The following is a 16,580-nucleotide window of genomic DNA, read 5'->3' as shown; positions in this document are numbered from 1 at the left end:
ATCCGACAAGGCCATCGTGGAGAGGTGAATGAACACTTTCGAGCCGACCATACGGGAGGGACAGTCGGGCCAGATTGGTCGACGACAGCAGCGTGTCGAGGACGATGCTCTGCTGCATGGACAGGGCCGCTATGCCGACGACCTGGCGGTTGCGCCAGGCACCTTGCATGCCGCGGTATTGCGCTCGCCCCATGCCCATGCACGCCTGCTCCAGGTGGATGCGTCAGCCGCGCTGGCCATGAGTGGCGTGCACGAGGTGCTCACCGGAGAGGATATCAAGCGCTGGGCGCGGCCTTTTCCGGTTGGTGTGCGCCAGCCTATGGAGCACTGGTGCCTGGCGGTCGACAAGGTGCGCTATGTCGGCGAGCCGGTTGCCGTCGTGATGGCCGAGAGCCGTTATCTTGCCGAGGATGCCCTGGAGGCCATACGCGTCGAGTACGAGATATTGCCTGTCGCGGTGGATACCGAAATGGCCGTCGCCGAAGACGCTCCACTGCTCCACGAGTCAGTGGGAAGCAACGTGGTCAGCGAGCGCCACTTCCGCTACGGCGATCCCGAGCGGGCCTTCGCCGAGGCCGAGCATCGGGTCTCGCTAAAGGTACGCGTGCCGCGCAGCTCCTGTACGCCGATGGAGTGTTACGTGGTCCTCGCCGAGTATGACCCGGCCAGTGCCAGCTATGACGTGCTCTCCAACTTCCAGGGCCCCTATGCACTGCACTCGGTGATGGCACGTGCACTCAATGTGCCCGGCAACCGTCTTCGCCTGCGTACCCCACCGGACTCCGGTGGCAGCTTCGGCATCAAGCAGGGGGTCTTTCCCTATGTGGTGATGATGGGCCTGGCCGCGCGCAAGGCCGGCGCTCCGGTCAAGTGGGTGGAGGATCGTCTCGAGCATCTCCAGGGGGCGTCCTCGGCCACCAATCGCGTCACCGAGATCGAGGCGGCGGTGACCGGCGATGGCCGGGTCACCGCGATGCGTTGGGACCAGGTCGATGACTGTGGCGCTTACCTGCGGGCACCGGAGCCGGCGACTTTCTATCGCATGCACGGCAACCTGACCGGTGCCTACGCCATCGAACATCTCCAGGTGCGGAACCGGGTGGCGCTGACCAACAAGACGCCCACCGGCCTCAACCGTGGCTTCGGTGGCCCCCAGATTTACTTCGCCCTCGAGCGGCTGATGCAGCGCATCGCCGTGGAGCTCGAGCTGGACCCTCTCGAGGTGATCCGCCGCAACCTGGTGCCGTCCGGGAGCTTCCCCTACCGTGCCGCGGCCGGGGCATTGCTCGACTCAGGCGACTATCCCGCCTCGGTAGAGCAAGGCGTTCGTGACGGCGGACTGGACGAGCTGTTGGCGCGCCGCGATGCAGCACGACGTGGAGGTCGACTCTACGGCATCGGCTACACGGTGGCGGTGGAGCCGTCGATCTCCAACATGGGCTACATCACCACCGCCATGACGCTCGAGGAACGGCGCAAGGCCGGCCCCAAGAACGGGGCGGTAAGCACCGCCACGATCAGCGTCGGTCCGCTAGGCGACGTCAGCGCCCATGTCTCCTCGACACCCCAGGGGCAGGGGCACCGCACTGTGGTCGCCCAGGTGATCGCCGAGGTGCTCGGGGTGCCGCTGGAGTCGATCCGCGTCAACGTCGAGCTCGATACCGGCAAGGATGCCTGGTCGATCGCCTCGGGCAACTACTCCAGCCGCTTCTCCGGCGCCGTGGCCGGCGCCGTCTACAAGGCGGCGATGAAGGTGCGCGATCGCCTGGCCGGCATCGCCGCCGCCCAGTGGCAGGTGGAGGCCGCACGCATCCGCTTCGCCGAAGGACAGGTGAGGGTGGACGGTAGCGAGCTCACGATGCCCTTCGGCCGCCTGGCCGGCGCCACGCACTGGGCGCCGGGCACCCTGCCCGAGGGCGAGCCGGGCGGGTTGCGCGAGACGGCCTCCTGGTCACCGCCCCAGCTCGAAGCGCCGGACGATGACGATCGTATCAACAGCTCGCTCTGCTACGGCTTCATCTTCGACTACTGCGGCGTGGAGGTCGACCGCATCACCGGCAGGGTGACCCTCGATCGTTACGTCACCCTGCATGACGCCGGCCGCCTGCTCAATCCGGATCTGGTCGATGGCCAGGTGCGCGGAGCCTTCGCCCAGGGGCTTGGGGCGGCGCTGATGGAGGAGTTCGCCTACGGCGACGATGGCAGCTTCCAGTCCGGCACCTTCGCCGACTACCTGGTCCCGACCAGCGTCGAGGTGCCTGAACCACTGATCCTGCACAGGGAGACGCCGTCGCCGTTTACCCCGCTGGGCGCCAAGGGGGTCGGTGAGGGCAACAACATGAGCACCCCGGTGTGCATCGCCAATGCCGTGGCCGACGCGCTAGGCATCGCGGACATCGAGCTGCCGCTGACGCCGTCCAAGGTACGCACCCTGATCGGCATCGAGGAGCCTCCGCGGCCCCAAGGAGTGGGCGAGGATCAGACGGCTCCCGCAGCCGGTGGCGGCTCGCGGCTCACCGCCAGCGACTCGGTGACGCTGCCGGGCAGCCCTCAGGCGGTCTTCGACACCCTGCTCGACCCCGAGACCCTGCAGGCCATCATTCCTGGCTGCCATGCCCTGGAACTTACCGGGGAGAATGCCTATCGCGCCGATGTCACCGTCGGCGTGGGAATGATCCGCGCGCGCTTCGATGCGCGGGTGGCACTCTCCGACCTCGACCCTCCCCACGGCCTGCGACTCTCCGGGTCTGGCACCAGCGCCATGGGCTCGGCGGACGGCAGTGCACACATTCGCCTGACCGAGATCGAGGGCGGTCATACCCGCCTCGACTATGACTACGACGCCTCCGTGGGCGGCAAGGTCGCCTCGGTGGGCGGGCGCATGCTGCAAAGCGCCTCGAGGATGATCATCGGCCAGATTTTCACTCGTCTGTCACAGCGGATGGGCGGCACCGCGCCACGCTCGTCGCTGTGGCAGCGCCTCAAGATCCTTTTCGGCCGCTTGGGAGGTCGTTCATGAAGCCCGCAGCTTTCGATTATCTGCGCACCTCGAGCCGTCGCGAGGCTTGCGAACGGTTGCATGAGGCGGGTGATGACGCCCGGCTGATCGCCGGAGGACAGTCGCTGATGGCGGTGCTCAACATGCGCCTGGCCCAGCCCGGGCAACTGATCGATATCGCCGGTATCGAGGACCTGCACTACATCGAGCGGCGTGACGATCATCTGGCGGTGGGCGCCGGGGTGACTCAGGCCGAACTACTCGAGTACCCCGGCCTCGCCGAAGCGGTCCCGTTGCTGGCGCAGGCAATGCCCTGGATCGGCCATTGGCAGACCCGTAACCGCGGCACGGTATGCGGTTCGATCGCCCACGCCGATCCCAGCGCCGAGTTGCCGTTGTGCCTGGTCACCCTGGGAGGGCAGGTGGTGCTCGAGAACCGCCGCGGCAAGTCGCGCCAGGTCATGGCGGGGGACTTCTTCCAGGGCGTATTGACCACCGATCGCCGTCAGGACGAGCTGATCACCGAGGTGCGTTTCCCCCTGGCGAGGCCGGGCGCGGAGTACCGCTTCCAGGAAGTAGCCATGCGCCATGGCGACTTCGCCATCGTCGCGCTGGCGGCAGTGATCGACAACGACCGAGTCACTCTCGGCGTGGGCGGCGTCGCCGACCGCCCAGTGAGCCGCGAATTCGCCCGCCAGGATGACCCGAGCGAGGTCCTCAACACCCTCGCCTGGTCCTTGGGTGCCGAGGACGACGCCCATGCCACGGCGGCCTATCGCCGCCAGTTGATCCGTGAGCTCGGCCGGCAGTTGATCGCCGGTGGGCCAAGTGACGAGGAGATCGCCCATGCACGCCAAGGCTGACCAGCGCATACGCGTGACCCTGACCCTCAATGGCCGCGAGCGCAGTGGCTACGCCGAGCCCCGTACCCAGCTGTGTGACTTCCTGCGCCACGAACTGGGCGCCACCGGCACGCACGTGGGGTGCGAGCACGGCGTGTGCGGGGCCTGCACGATGCGCGTCGACGGTCGCGCCAGCCGCAGCTGCCTGATGCTCGCGGTACAGGCCGAGGGTCGGCGGCTCGACACCGTCGAGTCGCTGGCAGGAGAGGAGGGCCTTTCCGATCTGCAACAGGCGTTCCGGCGTCATCACGCCCTGCAGTGCGGCTTCTGCACCGCAGGCATTCTGATGTCCTGCGAGGAGTTCCTGGACCGTGTGGCCGACCCCAGCGAGGCCCAGGTGCGCGACATGCTGTCGGGTCATCTGTGCCGTTGCACCGGCTATACCGGCATGGTCCAGGCGGTACTCGAAGTGGCTCGGACGCGCCGCGAGGCGGCCGTGCCCGACAGTCAACTGGAGAACAACGATGTTTGATCTTGGTCGCAGTTTTCTTGCCTCGGTGGAGCGTCGCCCTCGGGCGATCGCTATTTCCGATGGCGAGTTTCGCAAGACCTATGCCGAGTGGTTCGCCGATATCCAGAGTGTCGCCAGGAGCCTCGAGGCGATGGGCCTGGCCAAGGGGGATCGTCTGCTGGTGGTGATGCAGAATCGCTGGCAGATGGCGACCCTGCACTGGGCCTGCCAATTCGCCGGGATCGTGGTCACTCCCCTCAACTGGCGATCCACGGCCCGGGACCTGAGTTACTGTATCGAGGATGCCGAGGTCAAGGCGCTCGCCTATGACGCTTCGGTGGCCGAAGCGGTGAACGGCTGTCCCGAGGCGCAGCGGCTGCCGCGCATCACTGCCGGAGAGGTCGAGGACATCGGCGCTCATGACTTCGACGCCCTGCTCGGTGTGGAAGGTGAGCTGGTGCTACGTGCCGGCGCCGAGGATGTCTCGCTGATGCTCTACACCTCGGGCACCAGCGGCAAGCCCAAGGGCGTGCCACGCCTGCATCGCGCCGAGCGCACCGCAGCGCTGGCCCATGTGGCCCAGAACCTCTATCGCCATGACGAGTGCACCCTCGGCGTGATGCCGCTCTATCACACGATGGGCGTGCGCTCGCTGCTGTCGATGGCGCTGGTTGATGGCCACTTCGTCTGTGTGCCGAAGTTCGACCCTGCGGCGACGCTGGATTCCATCCAGCGTGAAGGCGTGACCAACCTCTACCTGGTGCCGACCCTGTATCACATGCTCATCGAGCACCCCGAGTTCTCGCCATCACGGGTAGCCAGCGTCGACAAGCTGGGCTTCGCCGGCGCGCCGATGAGTGCAGGGCTGATGGCACGTGTCCAGAAAGCCTTTAAGCCCAGCCTGTTCGTCAACCACTACGGCAGCTCCGAGATCTATACCTTCACCATCGACCAGCGGGCCAGTGACAAGCCGGGGTCATCGGGTCGGCCTGCGCTCAACCAACGCATCCGGGTGGTCCGGGTGGGCACCGAGTCGCCGGACGAGATCCTGGGCGTGGGAGAAGAGGGCGAGATCATCGCCGACATGGCCGGCGACGAGGCCTTCCAGGGCTATTGGCACCGCCCCGATGCCGACCGAAAGGCGCTCAAGGAGGGCTGGTACTTCACCAGCGACACCGGTTACTTCGACGCCGATGGCGACCTCTTCGTCACCGGCCGGGTCGATGATCTGATCATCACCGGCGGCGAGAACGTCAGCCCGGTGGAGATCGAGAATGTGCTCTCGGTGCACCCGCAGGTGGAAGAGGTCGTGGTGGTGGGGCTGGCCGACGAGCAGTGGGGTGAGGTGGTCACCGCCTTCGTCAAAGCCCGGCAGGCCATCGACGAGGGCGAACTCGACCGGCACTGCGTCGATTCCGGCCTGGCGCGCTTCAAGCGCCCGCGGCGCTACGTCTTCGTCGACGAGATTCCCAAGTCCCCGGTGGGCAAGATCCTGCGCCGCGTGCTGCGCGAACAGGATACCCCCAGCGCACAACCCCACTAATCAGCAAACCGACAAGGAACCAAGACATGACTATCACCGACGTGAACACCATCCTGGCCAGCGACTTCGACGGTTTCAGGGTCCAGGTCGACGCCGAGGCCGAGCGCGCCGACATCATCCTCGGCCATCCACCGCTCAACGTGATCTCGATGCCCCAGCGCGACGAGTTGCGCCGCGTGTTCGAGGCGCTGGATGCACATGACGGCGTGCGCGTCATCGTGCTGCGCGCCGAGGGCGAGCACTTCTCCAGCGGTGGCGACATCAAGGGGTTCCTCGAGGCCTCGCCGGAACATGTCTCGAAGCTCGCCGACAACGTGGCCGCCCCGGCGCGCTGCTCGAAGCCGGTGATCGCCGCCAACCGTGGCTACACCTTCGGCGTCGGCTTCGAGCTGTCGCTGGCCTGCGATTTCCGCATCGCCTCCGAGACGACCCTCTATGCCCTGCCGGAGCAGAAACTGGGGCAGATTCCCGGTTCCGGAGGCTCTGCCCGCCTGCAGAAAACGATCGGCATCACCCGGACCAAGCACATGGTGATGCGCGCCAAGCGGGTGTCCGGTGAGCAGGCGCTGGACTGGGGTTTCGTGACCGAGTGCGTGCCCGATGCCGAGCTGGAAAGTGCCACCGACGCCCTGGTGGAGGAACTGCGCAGCTTCTCGCCGCTCGCCCAGCGCACCGCCAAGCGACTGATCAACGACAACGAGGATGCAATGCTTTCGGTGGCGATCGAGATGGAAGGCCATTGTTACAGCCGGCTGCGCAACTCCCTCGACTTCCGCGAAGGTGTCGAGGCCTTCCATGGCAAGCGCCGGGCCGTCTTCACCGGTGAATGATCGGTGTTCCACCACACAACAACAAAGCCAGGAGAACCCCATGCAAGCACACGACCACAACGGGGCCAGCCCCACGCCGAGTGCAGACGTGAACGCCAAGCGTCCGCTGCTCAAGGACCTGACTCGGGTCTTCACGGCCAAGTCGATCAGTGCCGGCATCGTCGCGGCGCTGTTCGGTTGCTCGGGGCCGGCACTGATCGTGATCAGTGCCGCCGAAGCCGGCAACCTGAGCAATGGCCAGACCGTGGCCTGGCTGTTCGCCATCTACTTTCTCGGTGGCCTGATCAGCCTGATCATGGCCTCGCGCTACCGTCAGCCGATCACCGGCGCCTATTCGATTCCCGGGGCGGCGATCATGATCACCGCCCTGGCGACCATTCCTTTCGGCGAGGCGGTCGGCGCCTTCATCATGAGCGGGGCTCTGGTCCTACTGCTGGGGGTCAGCGGCGTAGTCGGGCGCATCATGCGCTGGCTGCCGATGCCCATCGTCATGGCGATGATCGCGGGCGCCTTGATTCGCTTCGGTATCGGCGCGGTCGATTCGGTGGGCGCGGCCCCCTGGATCGCCGGCGCGGCGGTGGTAGTGTTCTTTCTCAGCTCACGCTTCGTCAAGTCGGTCCCGCCGGTGCTGGTAGCGGCTGTGGTAGGGCTCGGCGTGGCCTTCGCGATGGGCGCCGTCCAGCCCGCCGACGTGGATATCGCCTTCGTCGCGCCGCAGTTCACCGCACCGAGCTTTACTCTGGGGGCCTTCCTGGCCATCTCCGTGCCGCTGGCGGCACTGGTGATCGGGGCCGAGAATGCCCAGGCCACCGGGGTGCTTCTGGCCGAGGAGTACCGTCCTCCGGTCAATGCCATGACCATCATCAGCGGCATCGGCGGTATGCTCGCGGGGCTCCTCGGGGGGCATAACGCCAACATCGCCGGCCCGATGACCGCCATCTGCTCCTCGGAGCAGGCCGGCGACGACAAGAGCACACGCTATGGTGCCACCCTGGTGAACGGCGTGCTGTTCTGTGCTTTCGGCCTGTTCGCCGGTGCGGCGGTGCCCTTCATCCTGGCGTTGCCCAGCGCCCTGATCGGCAGCGTGGCCGGCCTGGCGATGATCGGGGTGCTGCTGGCGGCCTTCCAGCATGCCTTCTCCCGGCATCGCGGCCACCAGATCGGTGCCTTCGTGGCACTGGTGGTGGCGATGAGTAACATCACTCTGCTGGGGATCAGCGCCCCCTTCTGGGCGCTGGTCTGTGGTATCGCGGTCTCCCTGCTGCTGGGCGAGAAGACGCTCGATCCCGAGTCAGAGAAGGCTCAAGTAGCAGACTGAGCGCGGCGGAGCAGAGGAGGGGGGAGTGATGCACGATCTCGATACCCAGGTGATCACCCAGGCGCTGGCCTGGGTCCGCGATGGCCATCCCATCTGGCTATGCACCGTGCTCTCGACCTACGGCTCGGCCCCTCGGGGGCCGGGTGCCATGCTGGTGGCGCGTCGCGACGGTCAGTATGTCGGCTCGCTATCGGGGGGCTGTGTCGAGGAGGCCTTCCTAGAGGAACTCATCGCCGGCGACTTCGAGCGGCCGGTGACCCTGCGTCGCTACGGAGAAAGTCGCGAGGAGAGCCGACGTCTCGCCCTGCCCTGTGGTGGGGTACTGGAGGTGCTGATCGAGCACCGCGCTGCCGCCGGAGCCTGGCTGGCGCATCTCGAGGCGCTGCAATTGGCTCTGTTGGGACAGCGCCGGCTGAAGCGTCGGGTCGATCTCGAGTCCGGCACCGTGCGGGCCGATAATGATGAGGAGCCTGGGGGGGCGAGCGTGGTACGACACCCCGGGGCGGTCGACATCCGTATCGGGCCCGTGTTGCGCCTGCTGCTGGCCGGTATCTCGCCGATGGCCGAGGCCTGTGCCGGCTTCGCCAAGATGTTGGGGCATGAGGTCATCGTCTGCGACCCCCGCACGGAGGCACGCGAGGGATTCCACGTCGAGAGCGTGACGGTTGTACCGCAATTGCCTTCGGCCTACATCGCGGCGGGGGGATGCCATGCCGCGACGGCCGTGGTGGCCTTGACCCATGATCCTCGCCTCGACGATCTGGCGATGATCGAGGCGGTGCGTACCGAGGCCTTCTATATCGGCGTGATGGGTTCACAGCGGACCTCGGATGCCCGCGCCACACGGCTGATGCGCTCGGGAGGGCTGTCCCAGGCAGAGATCGAGCGGATCCATATGCCTATCGGCCTCGCCATCGGCAGCAAGACCCCGGCCGAGATCGCCCTGGCCGTGGTAGCGGATATCGTGCGGGTCTACCACGGGAAATCGCGTGATGCGCTCTGACGCCGTCGTTGCCCTGGTATTGGCGGCAGGCCAGGCGCGCCGCTTCGGCAGCGACAAGCGCCTGGCGCACCTGCCACAGCGTGGGCCGCTGCTGGCCGCCTCGCTGGCTACTCTCAGGCCACATTTCGGCGAGATCCGGGTGGTGCTGGGCATCGATGATGATCCCGTACAACTGGGCATTGCCAGGGATATCGGCACTATTGTTGCCGAGATGGCAGAGCTGGGCATGGGGGAAAGTCTTGCCGCCGGTATCCGCGTGCTCAGGAACGAGAGTCAGGCTGCGGCAGTGGCAGTGATGCTGGGCGATATGCCCTGGTTGAGCGGGGATACCCTCGCTTCATTGTGCTCAAGGGCTAGTGACCAGGTGATCGTGCGACCCTTCTATAGAAGGCAAGGGGGGCACCCGGTGCTGTTCGGGCGATGTTTCTGGGGGTCGCTGGAGCGCTTGACCGGCAATGAGGGAGCTCGCTGTATAGTGGATCAATACCGCCACTGCTGTATCGAAATCGAGGTGCAGGATCCTGGTGTGGTACAGGATGTCGACCGGCCAGGCGACCTGTTCCTGGGCAGTGCATGACGGGGCTTGGGGGCTGCAGCGAGGCGCATTTTGCGACTTTGGTCTGGTGGTGACCGGTGTGCGGTCAAGAGATGGTACGCTGACGAGAACCAGCTCACCTTACATTTCTACTGACGAGGACGTCATGTCGAGTGCCCACCGCATCTTGCATGGCGAGTTTGGTCGCGTTGCCCTGCTTGACATGGACGAGTCGCTGGTGCCCCACGCCCATTCGGAATGCCATGTACTGCTCAAGGTCTCCGGGGAAGATACCTACTTCTCGGTGCGTGACCGCAGGTTGCCGCTGACCGACAGGACGGCGGTGCTCATCAACGCCTGGGAGCCGCACTTCTACGACCACCAGCGTGGTGCGGGCGATACTCTGATCCTGGCGCTGTATATTGAGCCGAGTTGGCTGGCGGCCCTGCAGCGTGGACTGGCGCTGAGTGGCCGCCCCGACTTCTTCTCTACTCCCGGCATCGAACTCACGTCCCGCATGCGACACCATGCCGACCTGCTGATCGACGCCATGTTCTGTTTCGGACTGGTGCCTCAGGACAGGCTGGAAGAGCTGCTGTGTGATTTGATGATCGGCATCACCGAGAAACACTCCGACTGGCGCCACTTAGCCAAGCTGAGAGTGGGGATGGCCAGCGACTTCTACGATGCAAGAATTCGCCAGGCGAGCCAGTTCATCCTCGACCATCCCCAGGGGGAGCTCGACATGGAGGGCATCGCCCGCCAGTGCGGTCTTTCACGCGCGCATTTCTTTACCCTGTTCAAGAAGAACACCGGCATGACGCCGCAGATGTTTGCCAACATCGGCAAGATGCGGATGGCGTTTCGCGGCCTATCCGACAATCGCTCCGGCACCCTGGGTAACTTGTCTGAAAACTTGGGATTTTCTGAGCAGGGCCACTTCACACGCTTCTTTCGCCGCCATATCGGGGCCTCACCCAGCCAGTACCAGAAGGCGATCGATGACTATTCTGCCCGTGCATCAGGAAGCTCCGTGAGTGGCTGAGAATGAGGACGCCCCGAGGTTTTATGCGCAGGGGACCACCTTGAGCACTCGCAGCTGCACGATGCCACTTCCTTCAACCACGGCCCGGAAGCGCACGTCCACGTCGCGCAGGCGTACGCCGTAGACGCGCTCCTCGGCGCCCTTTCGATAGGCGGGGCGCGGGTCCTGGGCCAGCACCTGATGGATCAGCGCGCGCAGCGACTCGCCGTCGGCCCGTGCGGCCAGGGCCGCCTCGGCGGCCGGGGCGAGGCGCACCGGCAGGGCGGCCGGGGCCCCGGGGGCGAAGCCGGCGCGGGCCTCGGGGCGCGATTCCGCCCAGGGCAGGTAGGGCTTGATGTCGAGCACCGGAGTGCCGTCGACCAGGTCGGCGCCGCGCAGCGTCAGGCGTACGCCGCCCTCGGTGTCGATGCCCTCGAGTTCGACCAGCGACAGCCCCAGACGATTGGGGCGATGGGTGCTGCGGCTGGCGAACACTCCGACCCTGGCGTTGCCGCCGAGCCGTGGCGGGCGCACCAGCGGCGTCCAGCGCTCGGGGCTCAGGTGGAAGACGAAGGTCAGCCACAGGTGGCTGAAGGTCTCCAGGCCGCGCACCGCCAGCGGGTCATCGTAGGGTGGCAGCAGCACCAGGCGGGCTCGCGCGGCGTCGGCGAGGCCCGGCTGGCGGGGGATGCCGAACTTGTCGGGGTAGTCGCTCTCGATGCGCCCGACCGGCGTCAGGGCGAAGGCGTCGGGGGTGTCGGTCATGGGGCGATCCGGTGGCTGTCGCGGTAAGGCATTGGCGCGGCGGCGCCGCTTCGGTAGTCTCTTGGCGTCTTCATCATCGCAGGAAGCCCTCCATGGGTCATATCGACACCGCACGCGGGGACGCCCCGACCACCGCCAGGGCGCCGCGGATCCTCTATCGCGAGGCCCGGGGCCAGGATGGCGCCGACCAGGCCGAGGTCTTTCACCATGCCGTCATGCAGGGCGCCATGGGGCACTACGAGCGGGCCGCACGGGAGGCCTGGGCGGCGGTGCTGCCCCGCGAGGGCAGCGCCTGGGTGGCGCGCCAGGCGCTCTATACCACCCTGGTGGCGACCTGCGACGGTCGCTGCGTGGCCTTCCTGGAGCTGGACGAGCCCCGCGGCTACGTCGAGTCGCTGTACGTCTGGCCGTCGCTGGCCCGCCGCGGCATCGGCAGCGCCCTGCTGGGACACGCCGAGCGGCTGCTGCGCGAGCGGGGCGTCGAGCGGGCGAGCATCGACGCCAGCCTGGTGATGGCCGATGGCCTCGAGCGCCAGGGGTGGCGGCGGGTGCGCGAGGAGTGGGTCGAGCGCGGCGGCCAGCGCCTGCAGCGCCGGCATCTGGAAAAGAACCTGCCGCCGCACCCGGCCTGAGGCGTCAAGCGTCCTGCTCGAGGATGCGCATCGACAGGTCGATGGCCTTGACGTCCTTGGTCAGGGCGCCGCTGGAGATGCAGTCGACGCCGGTCTCGGCGATGTCGCGCAGGGTCGTCTCGTCGACGTTGCCCGAGGCCTCCAGGGTGGCGCGCCCGTCGCCGCGGCGCACCGCCTCGCGCAGGTCGGCCAGCGTGAAGTTGTCGAGCATGATGACGTCGGCGCCGGCGTCCAGCGCCTGGTCGAGTTCCTCGAAGGTCTCCACCTCCACTTCCACCGGCAGGTCGCGGGCGATGCGCCGGGCCTCGTCGACGGCCGCGGCGATGCCGCCGCAGGCGGCGATGTGGTTTTCCTTGATCAGGAAGGCGTCGAACAGGCCGACCCGATGGTTGTGCCCGCCGCCGCAGCTCACCGCGTATTTCTGGGCCAGGCGCAGTCCGGGCAGGGTCTTGCGGGTGTCGAGGATGCGTACCCCGGTGCCCGCCAGCAGGTCCACGTAGTGCCGCGTCCGGGTGGCGGTGGAGGACAGCGTCTGCAGCAGGTTCAGTGCCGCCCGTTCGCCGGTGAGCAGGCCGCGGGCCGGCCCCTCGAGCTCGAGCAGGGCATCGCCGGCCTCTAGCCGGTCGCCGTCGGCGGCCTGCCAGTGCAGCACGACCCGGGGATCCAGGCGGCGGAACAGCTCGTCGACCCAGGCCACGCCGCACAGCACCATCGGCTCGCGGGTGATCACCCGGGCCCGGGCCCACTGTTTCTCGGGGATCAGCTCGGCGGTGATGTCGCCGGGGCCGACGTCCTCGGCCAGCAACCGGGCGGCGGCTTCGCGGATCTCTTCGGCGAGGGCATCCTGATAGTGCATGGTGGCGTGGTCTCTGTGCTGGAAAGCTTGGGACGTCCATTATAGGGGAAAGGTCACGCCAGACGTCAGGGGGAGAGATGCCGATTCACGAGGGGTGGCTGGCGGGTGCCCGCCGGGTGCCGTCACCCAACCACAATGCGCGGCCGGACGGCGAGGTGTCGCTGCTGGTGCTGCATTCCATCAGCCTGCCGCCGGGGGTATTCGGCGGCGATGCCATCGAGCGGCTGTTCACCAATCGCCTGGACCCGGCCGGGCATCCCTTCTTCGCCGAGATCGCCGACCTGCGGGTCTCGGCGCATCTGCTGATTCGCCGCGACGGCGAGTGCGTGCAGTTCGTGCCCTTCCACGGCCGGGCCTGGCACGCCGGGCGCTCGCGCTGGCGGGACGGCGGCGTCGAGCGCCGCGGGCTCAACGATTTCGCGGTGGGCATCGAGCTCGAGGGCGACGAGGTCTCGCCCTACACGGCGGCCCAGTACCGGGCGCTGGCGGCGGCCACCGAGGCGCTGATGGCGGCCTATCCGGCGCTGACGCCGGAGCGCATCACCGGCCACGCCCATGTCGCGCCGCTACGCAAGACCGACCCGGGCCCCGCCTTCGACTGGGCCTATTTCCGCCAGCGGCTGTCGCGGCGAGACAAATCTGCGTAATAAAACGTTTATATGATTTCCCGCCACGGCGCCTGGAGCGATGATGCGGCCCTTGGCGGGGCCGCGGCGGGCATCGCCGTCGATCGTGGCGAAATCGTCGCGAAGCGTGTCGCAATGGGGGCAAGGAAGGTTTTGAAAATGTTTTCCACATCTGCTTCAATTGGCAGCCGCTAGCGTTTGAGGTATCGTCGGCGCACCCGACGATATCGGTCGCGCTGACTTGTAAAACGACTACAACCTTGGAACCCCGGCATGGAGGTGATCCTTCCATGACCGCCACTCAAGCGCCACACCCCCTTGCTGCGGGGCTGTTGTTGCCCCCAACGTCATTCGGAGAGACGTCTATGAGTCTTGAGTCTAGAGAAGATCTCGATCCGGTCGAAACCACGGAATGGCTGGATTCCCTGGAGTCGGTGCTGGATCGTGAGGGCGAGCAACGCGCCCGGTACCTCATGACCCGCCTGGCCGACCGCGTGCGCCGCGACGGCATGCAGGTACCTTTCTCGGTCACGACCCCGCACCGCAACACCATTCCGGTGCACCGCGAGGCGCCGATGCCTGGCGATCTCTTCATGGAGCGCCGCATCCGTTCGGTGATCCGCTACAACGCCATCGCCCAGGTGATCCGCAACAACCGCGCGAACCCGGGGCTGGGTGGCCACATCGCCAGCTTCATGTCATCGGCGACTCTCTATGACGTGGGCTTCAACCACTTCTTCCGTGCCCCCAACGGCGACTTCGAGGGCGACCTGGTCTACATCCAGGGCCACGTGGCCCCGGGCATCTATGCCCGCGCCTACCTGGAAGGCCGCCTCACCGAGGACCAGATGGACAAGTACCGCCAGGAGGTGGACGGCGACGGCCTGTCGTCCTATCCGCACCCCTGGCTGATGCCGGACTTCTGGCAGTTCCCCACCGTGTCCATGGGCCTCGGCCCGATCCAGGCGATCTACCAGGCCCACGTCATGAAGTACGTGGACTCCCGCGAGCTCAAGGACATGTACGACCGCAAGGTGTGGTGCTTCATGGGCGACGGCGAGTGCGACGAGCCGGAATCCCTGGGCGCCATCCACCTGGCCAGCCGCGAGAAGCTCGACAACCTGATCTTCGTCATCAACTGCAACCTGCAGCGCCTCGACGGCCCGGTGCGCGGCAACTCGCGGATCATGGACGAGCTCGAGGGCGTGTTCCGTGGCGCCGGCTGGAACGTCCAGAAGGTGGTCTGGGGCCGGCTGTGGGATCCGCTGTTCGAGAAGGACACCAAGGGCGTCCTGCAGAAGCGCATGGACGAGGCGGTCGACGGCGAGTACCAGAACTACAAGGCCAACGGCGGCGCCTACACCCGGGAGCACTTCTTCGGCAAGTACCCGGAAACCGCCGAGATGGTCAAGGACATGTCCGACGAGGACATCTGGAAGCTCAACCGTGGCGGCCACGACCCGTTCAAGGTCTACGCGGCCTACCACGAGGCGGTGAACAACGCCAACGGCCGTCCCACCGTGATCCTGGCGCATACCGTCAAGGGCTACGGCATGGGTGGCGGCGACGGTGAGGCCGCCAACGAGGCTCACCAGGTCAAGACCATGGAATACGAGGCGCTCAAGAAGTTCCGCGACCGCTTCGGCATTCCGCTGTCCGACGAGCAGCTCAAGGACGTGCCCTACTATAAGCCGGACGACGACAGTCCGGAGATGAAGTACATGCACCTCCAGCGCGAGCGCCTGGGCGGCTACCTGCCGCAGCGTCGCCACGACTTCGAGGCCCTGCCGATCCCGGCCCTGGAGGACAAGACCTTCGCCTCCCAGACCGCCGGCTCCAAGGGGCGCGAGATCTCCACCACCATGGCCTTCGTGCGCATCCTGAACGGCCTGGTCAAGGACAAGCAGCTCGGCAAGCGGGTAGTGCCCATCATCCCCGACGAGGCGCGTACCTTCGGCATGGAAGGCATGTTCCGCCAGCTCGGCATCTACACCTCCGAGGGCCAGAAGTACGAGCCGGTGGACAAGGGCCAGATCATGTTCTACCGCGAGGATCAGCAGGGCCAGATCCTCGAGGAGGGCATCACCGAGGCCGGCGCCATGTCCGCCTGGATCGCCGCGGCGACCTCCTACTCGAACCACAACACCACGCTGCTGCCGTTCTACATCTACTACTCGATGTTCGGCTTCCAGCGCATCGGCGACCTGGCCTGGGCCGCCGGCGACATGCAGGCCCGCGGCTTCCTGGTCGGCGGCACCGCCGGACGCACCACCCTCAACGGCGAGGGGCTGCAGCACCAGGACGGCCACAGCCACCTGCAGGCGGCGATGATCCCCAACTGCCGCACCTATGACCCGACCTATGCCCACGAGGTCGCGGTCATCGTCCAGGACGGCCTGAAGCGCATGTTCGCCGACAAGGAGAACTGCTTCTACTACCTGACGGTGATGAACGAGAACTACGAGCAGCCGGCCCTCGAGGAAGTGCCCGCCGCGGACATCATCAAGGGCATGTACCTGCTGCGCGAGACCCAGGGCAAGAAGGCGCGGGTCCAGCTGATGGGCTCCGGCACCATCCTGCGCGAGGTCGAGGCCGCCGCCGAGATGCTCGCCGAGGAGTGGGGCGTGGGCGCCGACATCTGGAGCGTCACCAGCTTCAACGAGCTGCGCCGCGAGGCCCTGGAGATCGACCGCCAGGCGTTCCTCAAGCCGGCGGAAGAGCCGGGCAAGCCGCACGTCACGACCTGCCTGGAGGGTCGCCAGGGCCCGGCCATCGCCGCCACCGACTACATGAAGCTGTTCGCCGACCAGGTGCGCGCCTGGATGCCGACCGACTACCATGTGCTCGGGACCGACGGCTACGGCCGCTCCGATACCCGCGAGAAGCTGCGTCACTTCTTCGAGGTCAACCGCTACTTCGTCACCGTTGCCGCGCTCAAGGCGCTGGCCGACCGCGGCGAGATCGATCGCAAGGTCGTCGGCGAGGCCATCGAGAAGTACGGCATCGATCCCAACAAGCCCAGCCCGCTCGGGGTGTGAGGCGCCGATCGACCGGTGGCATGGCGGGTCCGCGGACCCGCCCCCGTGAAGAGTTTGAA

General features: G+C 66.7%; 14 protein-coding genes. 12 read left to right on the top strand and 2 right to left on the bottom strand.

Annotated elements, in window-relative coordinates; translation table 11 throughout:
* Nucleotides 1-28 precede the first annotated feature (28 nt).
* From ACXAFN_RS07965 to ACXAFN_RS07925, 9 genes are all read left to right on the top strand, one after another.
* Nucleotides 29-3,019: a xanthine dehydrogenase family protein molybdopterin-binding subunit gene (locus ACXAFN_RS07965; protein ID WP_474987747.1), complete on the top strand. Its 2,991-nt coding sequence runs from the start codon at nucleotides 29-31 to the stop codon at nucleotides 3,017-3,019.
* A complete protein-coding gene (locus ACXAFN_RS07960) occupies nucleotides 3,016-3,861 on the top strand; it encodes an FAD binding domain-containing protein (protein WP_474987745.1) in 846 nt (281 codons plus the stop codon). The genes ACXAFN_RS07965 and ACXAFN_RS07960 overlap by 4 nt, the downstream gene beginning before the upstream one ends.
* Entirely contained in the window at nucleotides 3,845-4,372 is a 528-nt protein-coding gene (locus ACXAFN_RS07955) for a (2Fe-2S)-binding protein (protein ID WP_474987743.1), read from the top strand. The genes ACXAFN_RS07960 and ACXAFN_RS07955 overlap by 17 nt, the downstream gene beginning before the upstream one ends.
* Complete coding sequence (locus ACXAFN_RS07950; RefSeq protein WP_474987742.1) at nucleotides 4,365-5,894, top strand: AMP-binding protein; 1,530 nt, start codon at nucleotides 4,365-4,367, stop codon at nucleotides 5,892-5,894. The genes ACXAFN_RS07955 and ACXAFN_RS07950 overlap by 8 nt, the downstream gene beginning before the upstream one ends.
* A 26-nt stretch (nucleotides 5,895-5,920) precedes the next feature.
* Complete coding sequence (locus tag ACXAFN_RS07945) at nucleotides 5,921-6,724, top strand: enoyl-CoA hydratase/isomerase family protein (RefSeq protein WP_474987740.1); 804 nt, start codon at nucleotides 5,921-5,923, stop codon at nucleotides 6,722-6,724.
* Nucleotides 6,725-6,764: 40 nt separating this feature from the next.
* Nucleotides 6,765-8,042, top strand: a complete 1,278-nt coding sequence (locus ACXAFN_RS07940; RefSeq protein ID WP_474987738.1) for a benzoate/H(+) symporter BenE family transporter — start codon at nucleotides 6,765-6,767, stop codon at nucleotides 8,040-8,042.
* 28 nt (nucleotides 8,043-8,070) lie between these two features.
* Nucleotides 8,071-9,045 carry an XdhC family protein gene (locus ACXAFN_RS07935; protein ID WP_474987737.1) on the top strand — a complete coding sequence of 325 codons (975 nt, stop codon included), beginning with the start codon at nucleotides 8,071-8,073 and terminating at the stop codon, nucleotides 9,043-9,045.
* On the top strand, nucleotides 9,035-9,622 hold the full coding sequence (locus ACXAFN_RS07930) for a nucleotidyltransferase family protein (RefSeq protein WP_474987735.1): 588 nt from the start codon (nucleotides 9,035-9,037) through the stop codon (nucleotides 9,620-9,622). Before ACXAFN_RS07935 ends, ACXAFN_RS07930 begins: the two co-directional genes overlap by 11 nt.
* Before the next feature lie 124 nt (nucleotides 9,623-9,746).
* A complete protein-coding gene (locus tag ACXAFN_RS07925; RefSeq protein WP_474987734.1) occupies nucleotides 9,747-10,625 on the top strand; it encodes a helix-turn-helix transcriptional regulator in 879 nt (292 codons plus the stop codon).
* 21 nt (nucleotides 10,626-10,646) lie between these two features.
* Here ACXAFN_RS07925 and tsaA read toward each other — a convergent pair whose 3' ends face one another.
* The gene (gene tsaA / locus ACXAFN_RS07920) at nucleotides 10,647-11,369 is read right to left on the bottom strand and encodes a tRNA (N6-threonylcarbamoyladenosine(37)-N6)-methyltransferase TrmO (protein WP_474987732.1); all 723 of its coding nucleotides are present in this window, start codon (nucleotides 11,367-11,369) and stop codon (nucleotides 10,647-10,649) included.
* 92 nt (nucleotides 11,370-11,461) lie between these two features.
* Here tsaA and ACXAFN_RS07915 point away from each other — a divergent pair, with 92 nt between their 5' ends.
* Nucleotides 11,462-12,001, top strand: coding sequence for a GNAT family N-acetyltransferase (locus ACXAFN_RS07915; protein ID WP_474987730.1), 540 nt, complete (start codon nucleotides 11,462-11,464; stop codon nucleotides 11,999-12,001).
* A gap of 4 nt (nucleotides 12,002-12,005) precedes the next feature.
* Here ACXAFN_RS07915 and nadC read toward each other — a convergent pair whose 3' ends face one another.
* On the bottom strand, nucleotides 12,006-12,857 hold the full coding sequence (gene nadC / locus ACXAFN_RS07910) for a carboxylating nicotinate-nucleotide diphosphorylase (protein WP_474987728.1): 852 nt from the start codon (nucleotides 12,855-12,857) through the stop codon (nucleotides 12,006-12,008).
* Nucleotides 12,858-12,934: 77 nt separating this feature from the next.
* Here nadC and ampD point away from each other — a divergent pair, with 77 nt between their 5' ends.
* Nucleotides 12,935-13,504 (top strand): 1,6-anhydro-N-acetylmuramyl-L-alanine amidase AmpD, encoded by a 570-nt coding sequence (ampD, locus tag ACXAFN_RS07905; RefSeq protein WP_474987727.1) that lies wholly within the window; start codon nucleotides 12,935-12,937, stop codon nucleotides 13,502-13,504.
* A 344-nt stretch (nucleotides 13,505-13,848) separates the two neighbouring features.
* Nucleotides 13,849-16,521 (top strand): pyruvate dehydrogenase (acetyl-transferring), homodimeric type, encoded by a 2,673-nt coding sequence (aceE, locus tag ACXAFN_RS07900; RefSeq protein WP_474987725.1) that lies wholly within the window; start codon nucleotides 13,849-13,851, stop codon nucleotides 16,519-16,521.
* Nucleotides 16,522-16,580 lie beyond the last annotated feature (59 nt).

This window comes from Halomonas sp. ABH4_019, assembly GCF_056159885.1.
Note: the sequence above shows the minus strand (reverse complement) of the source record. Positions and strands in the feature narration are given on the sequence as shown.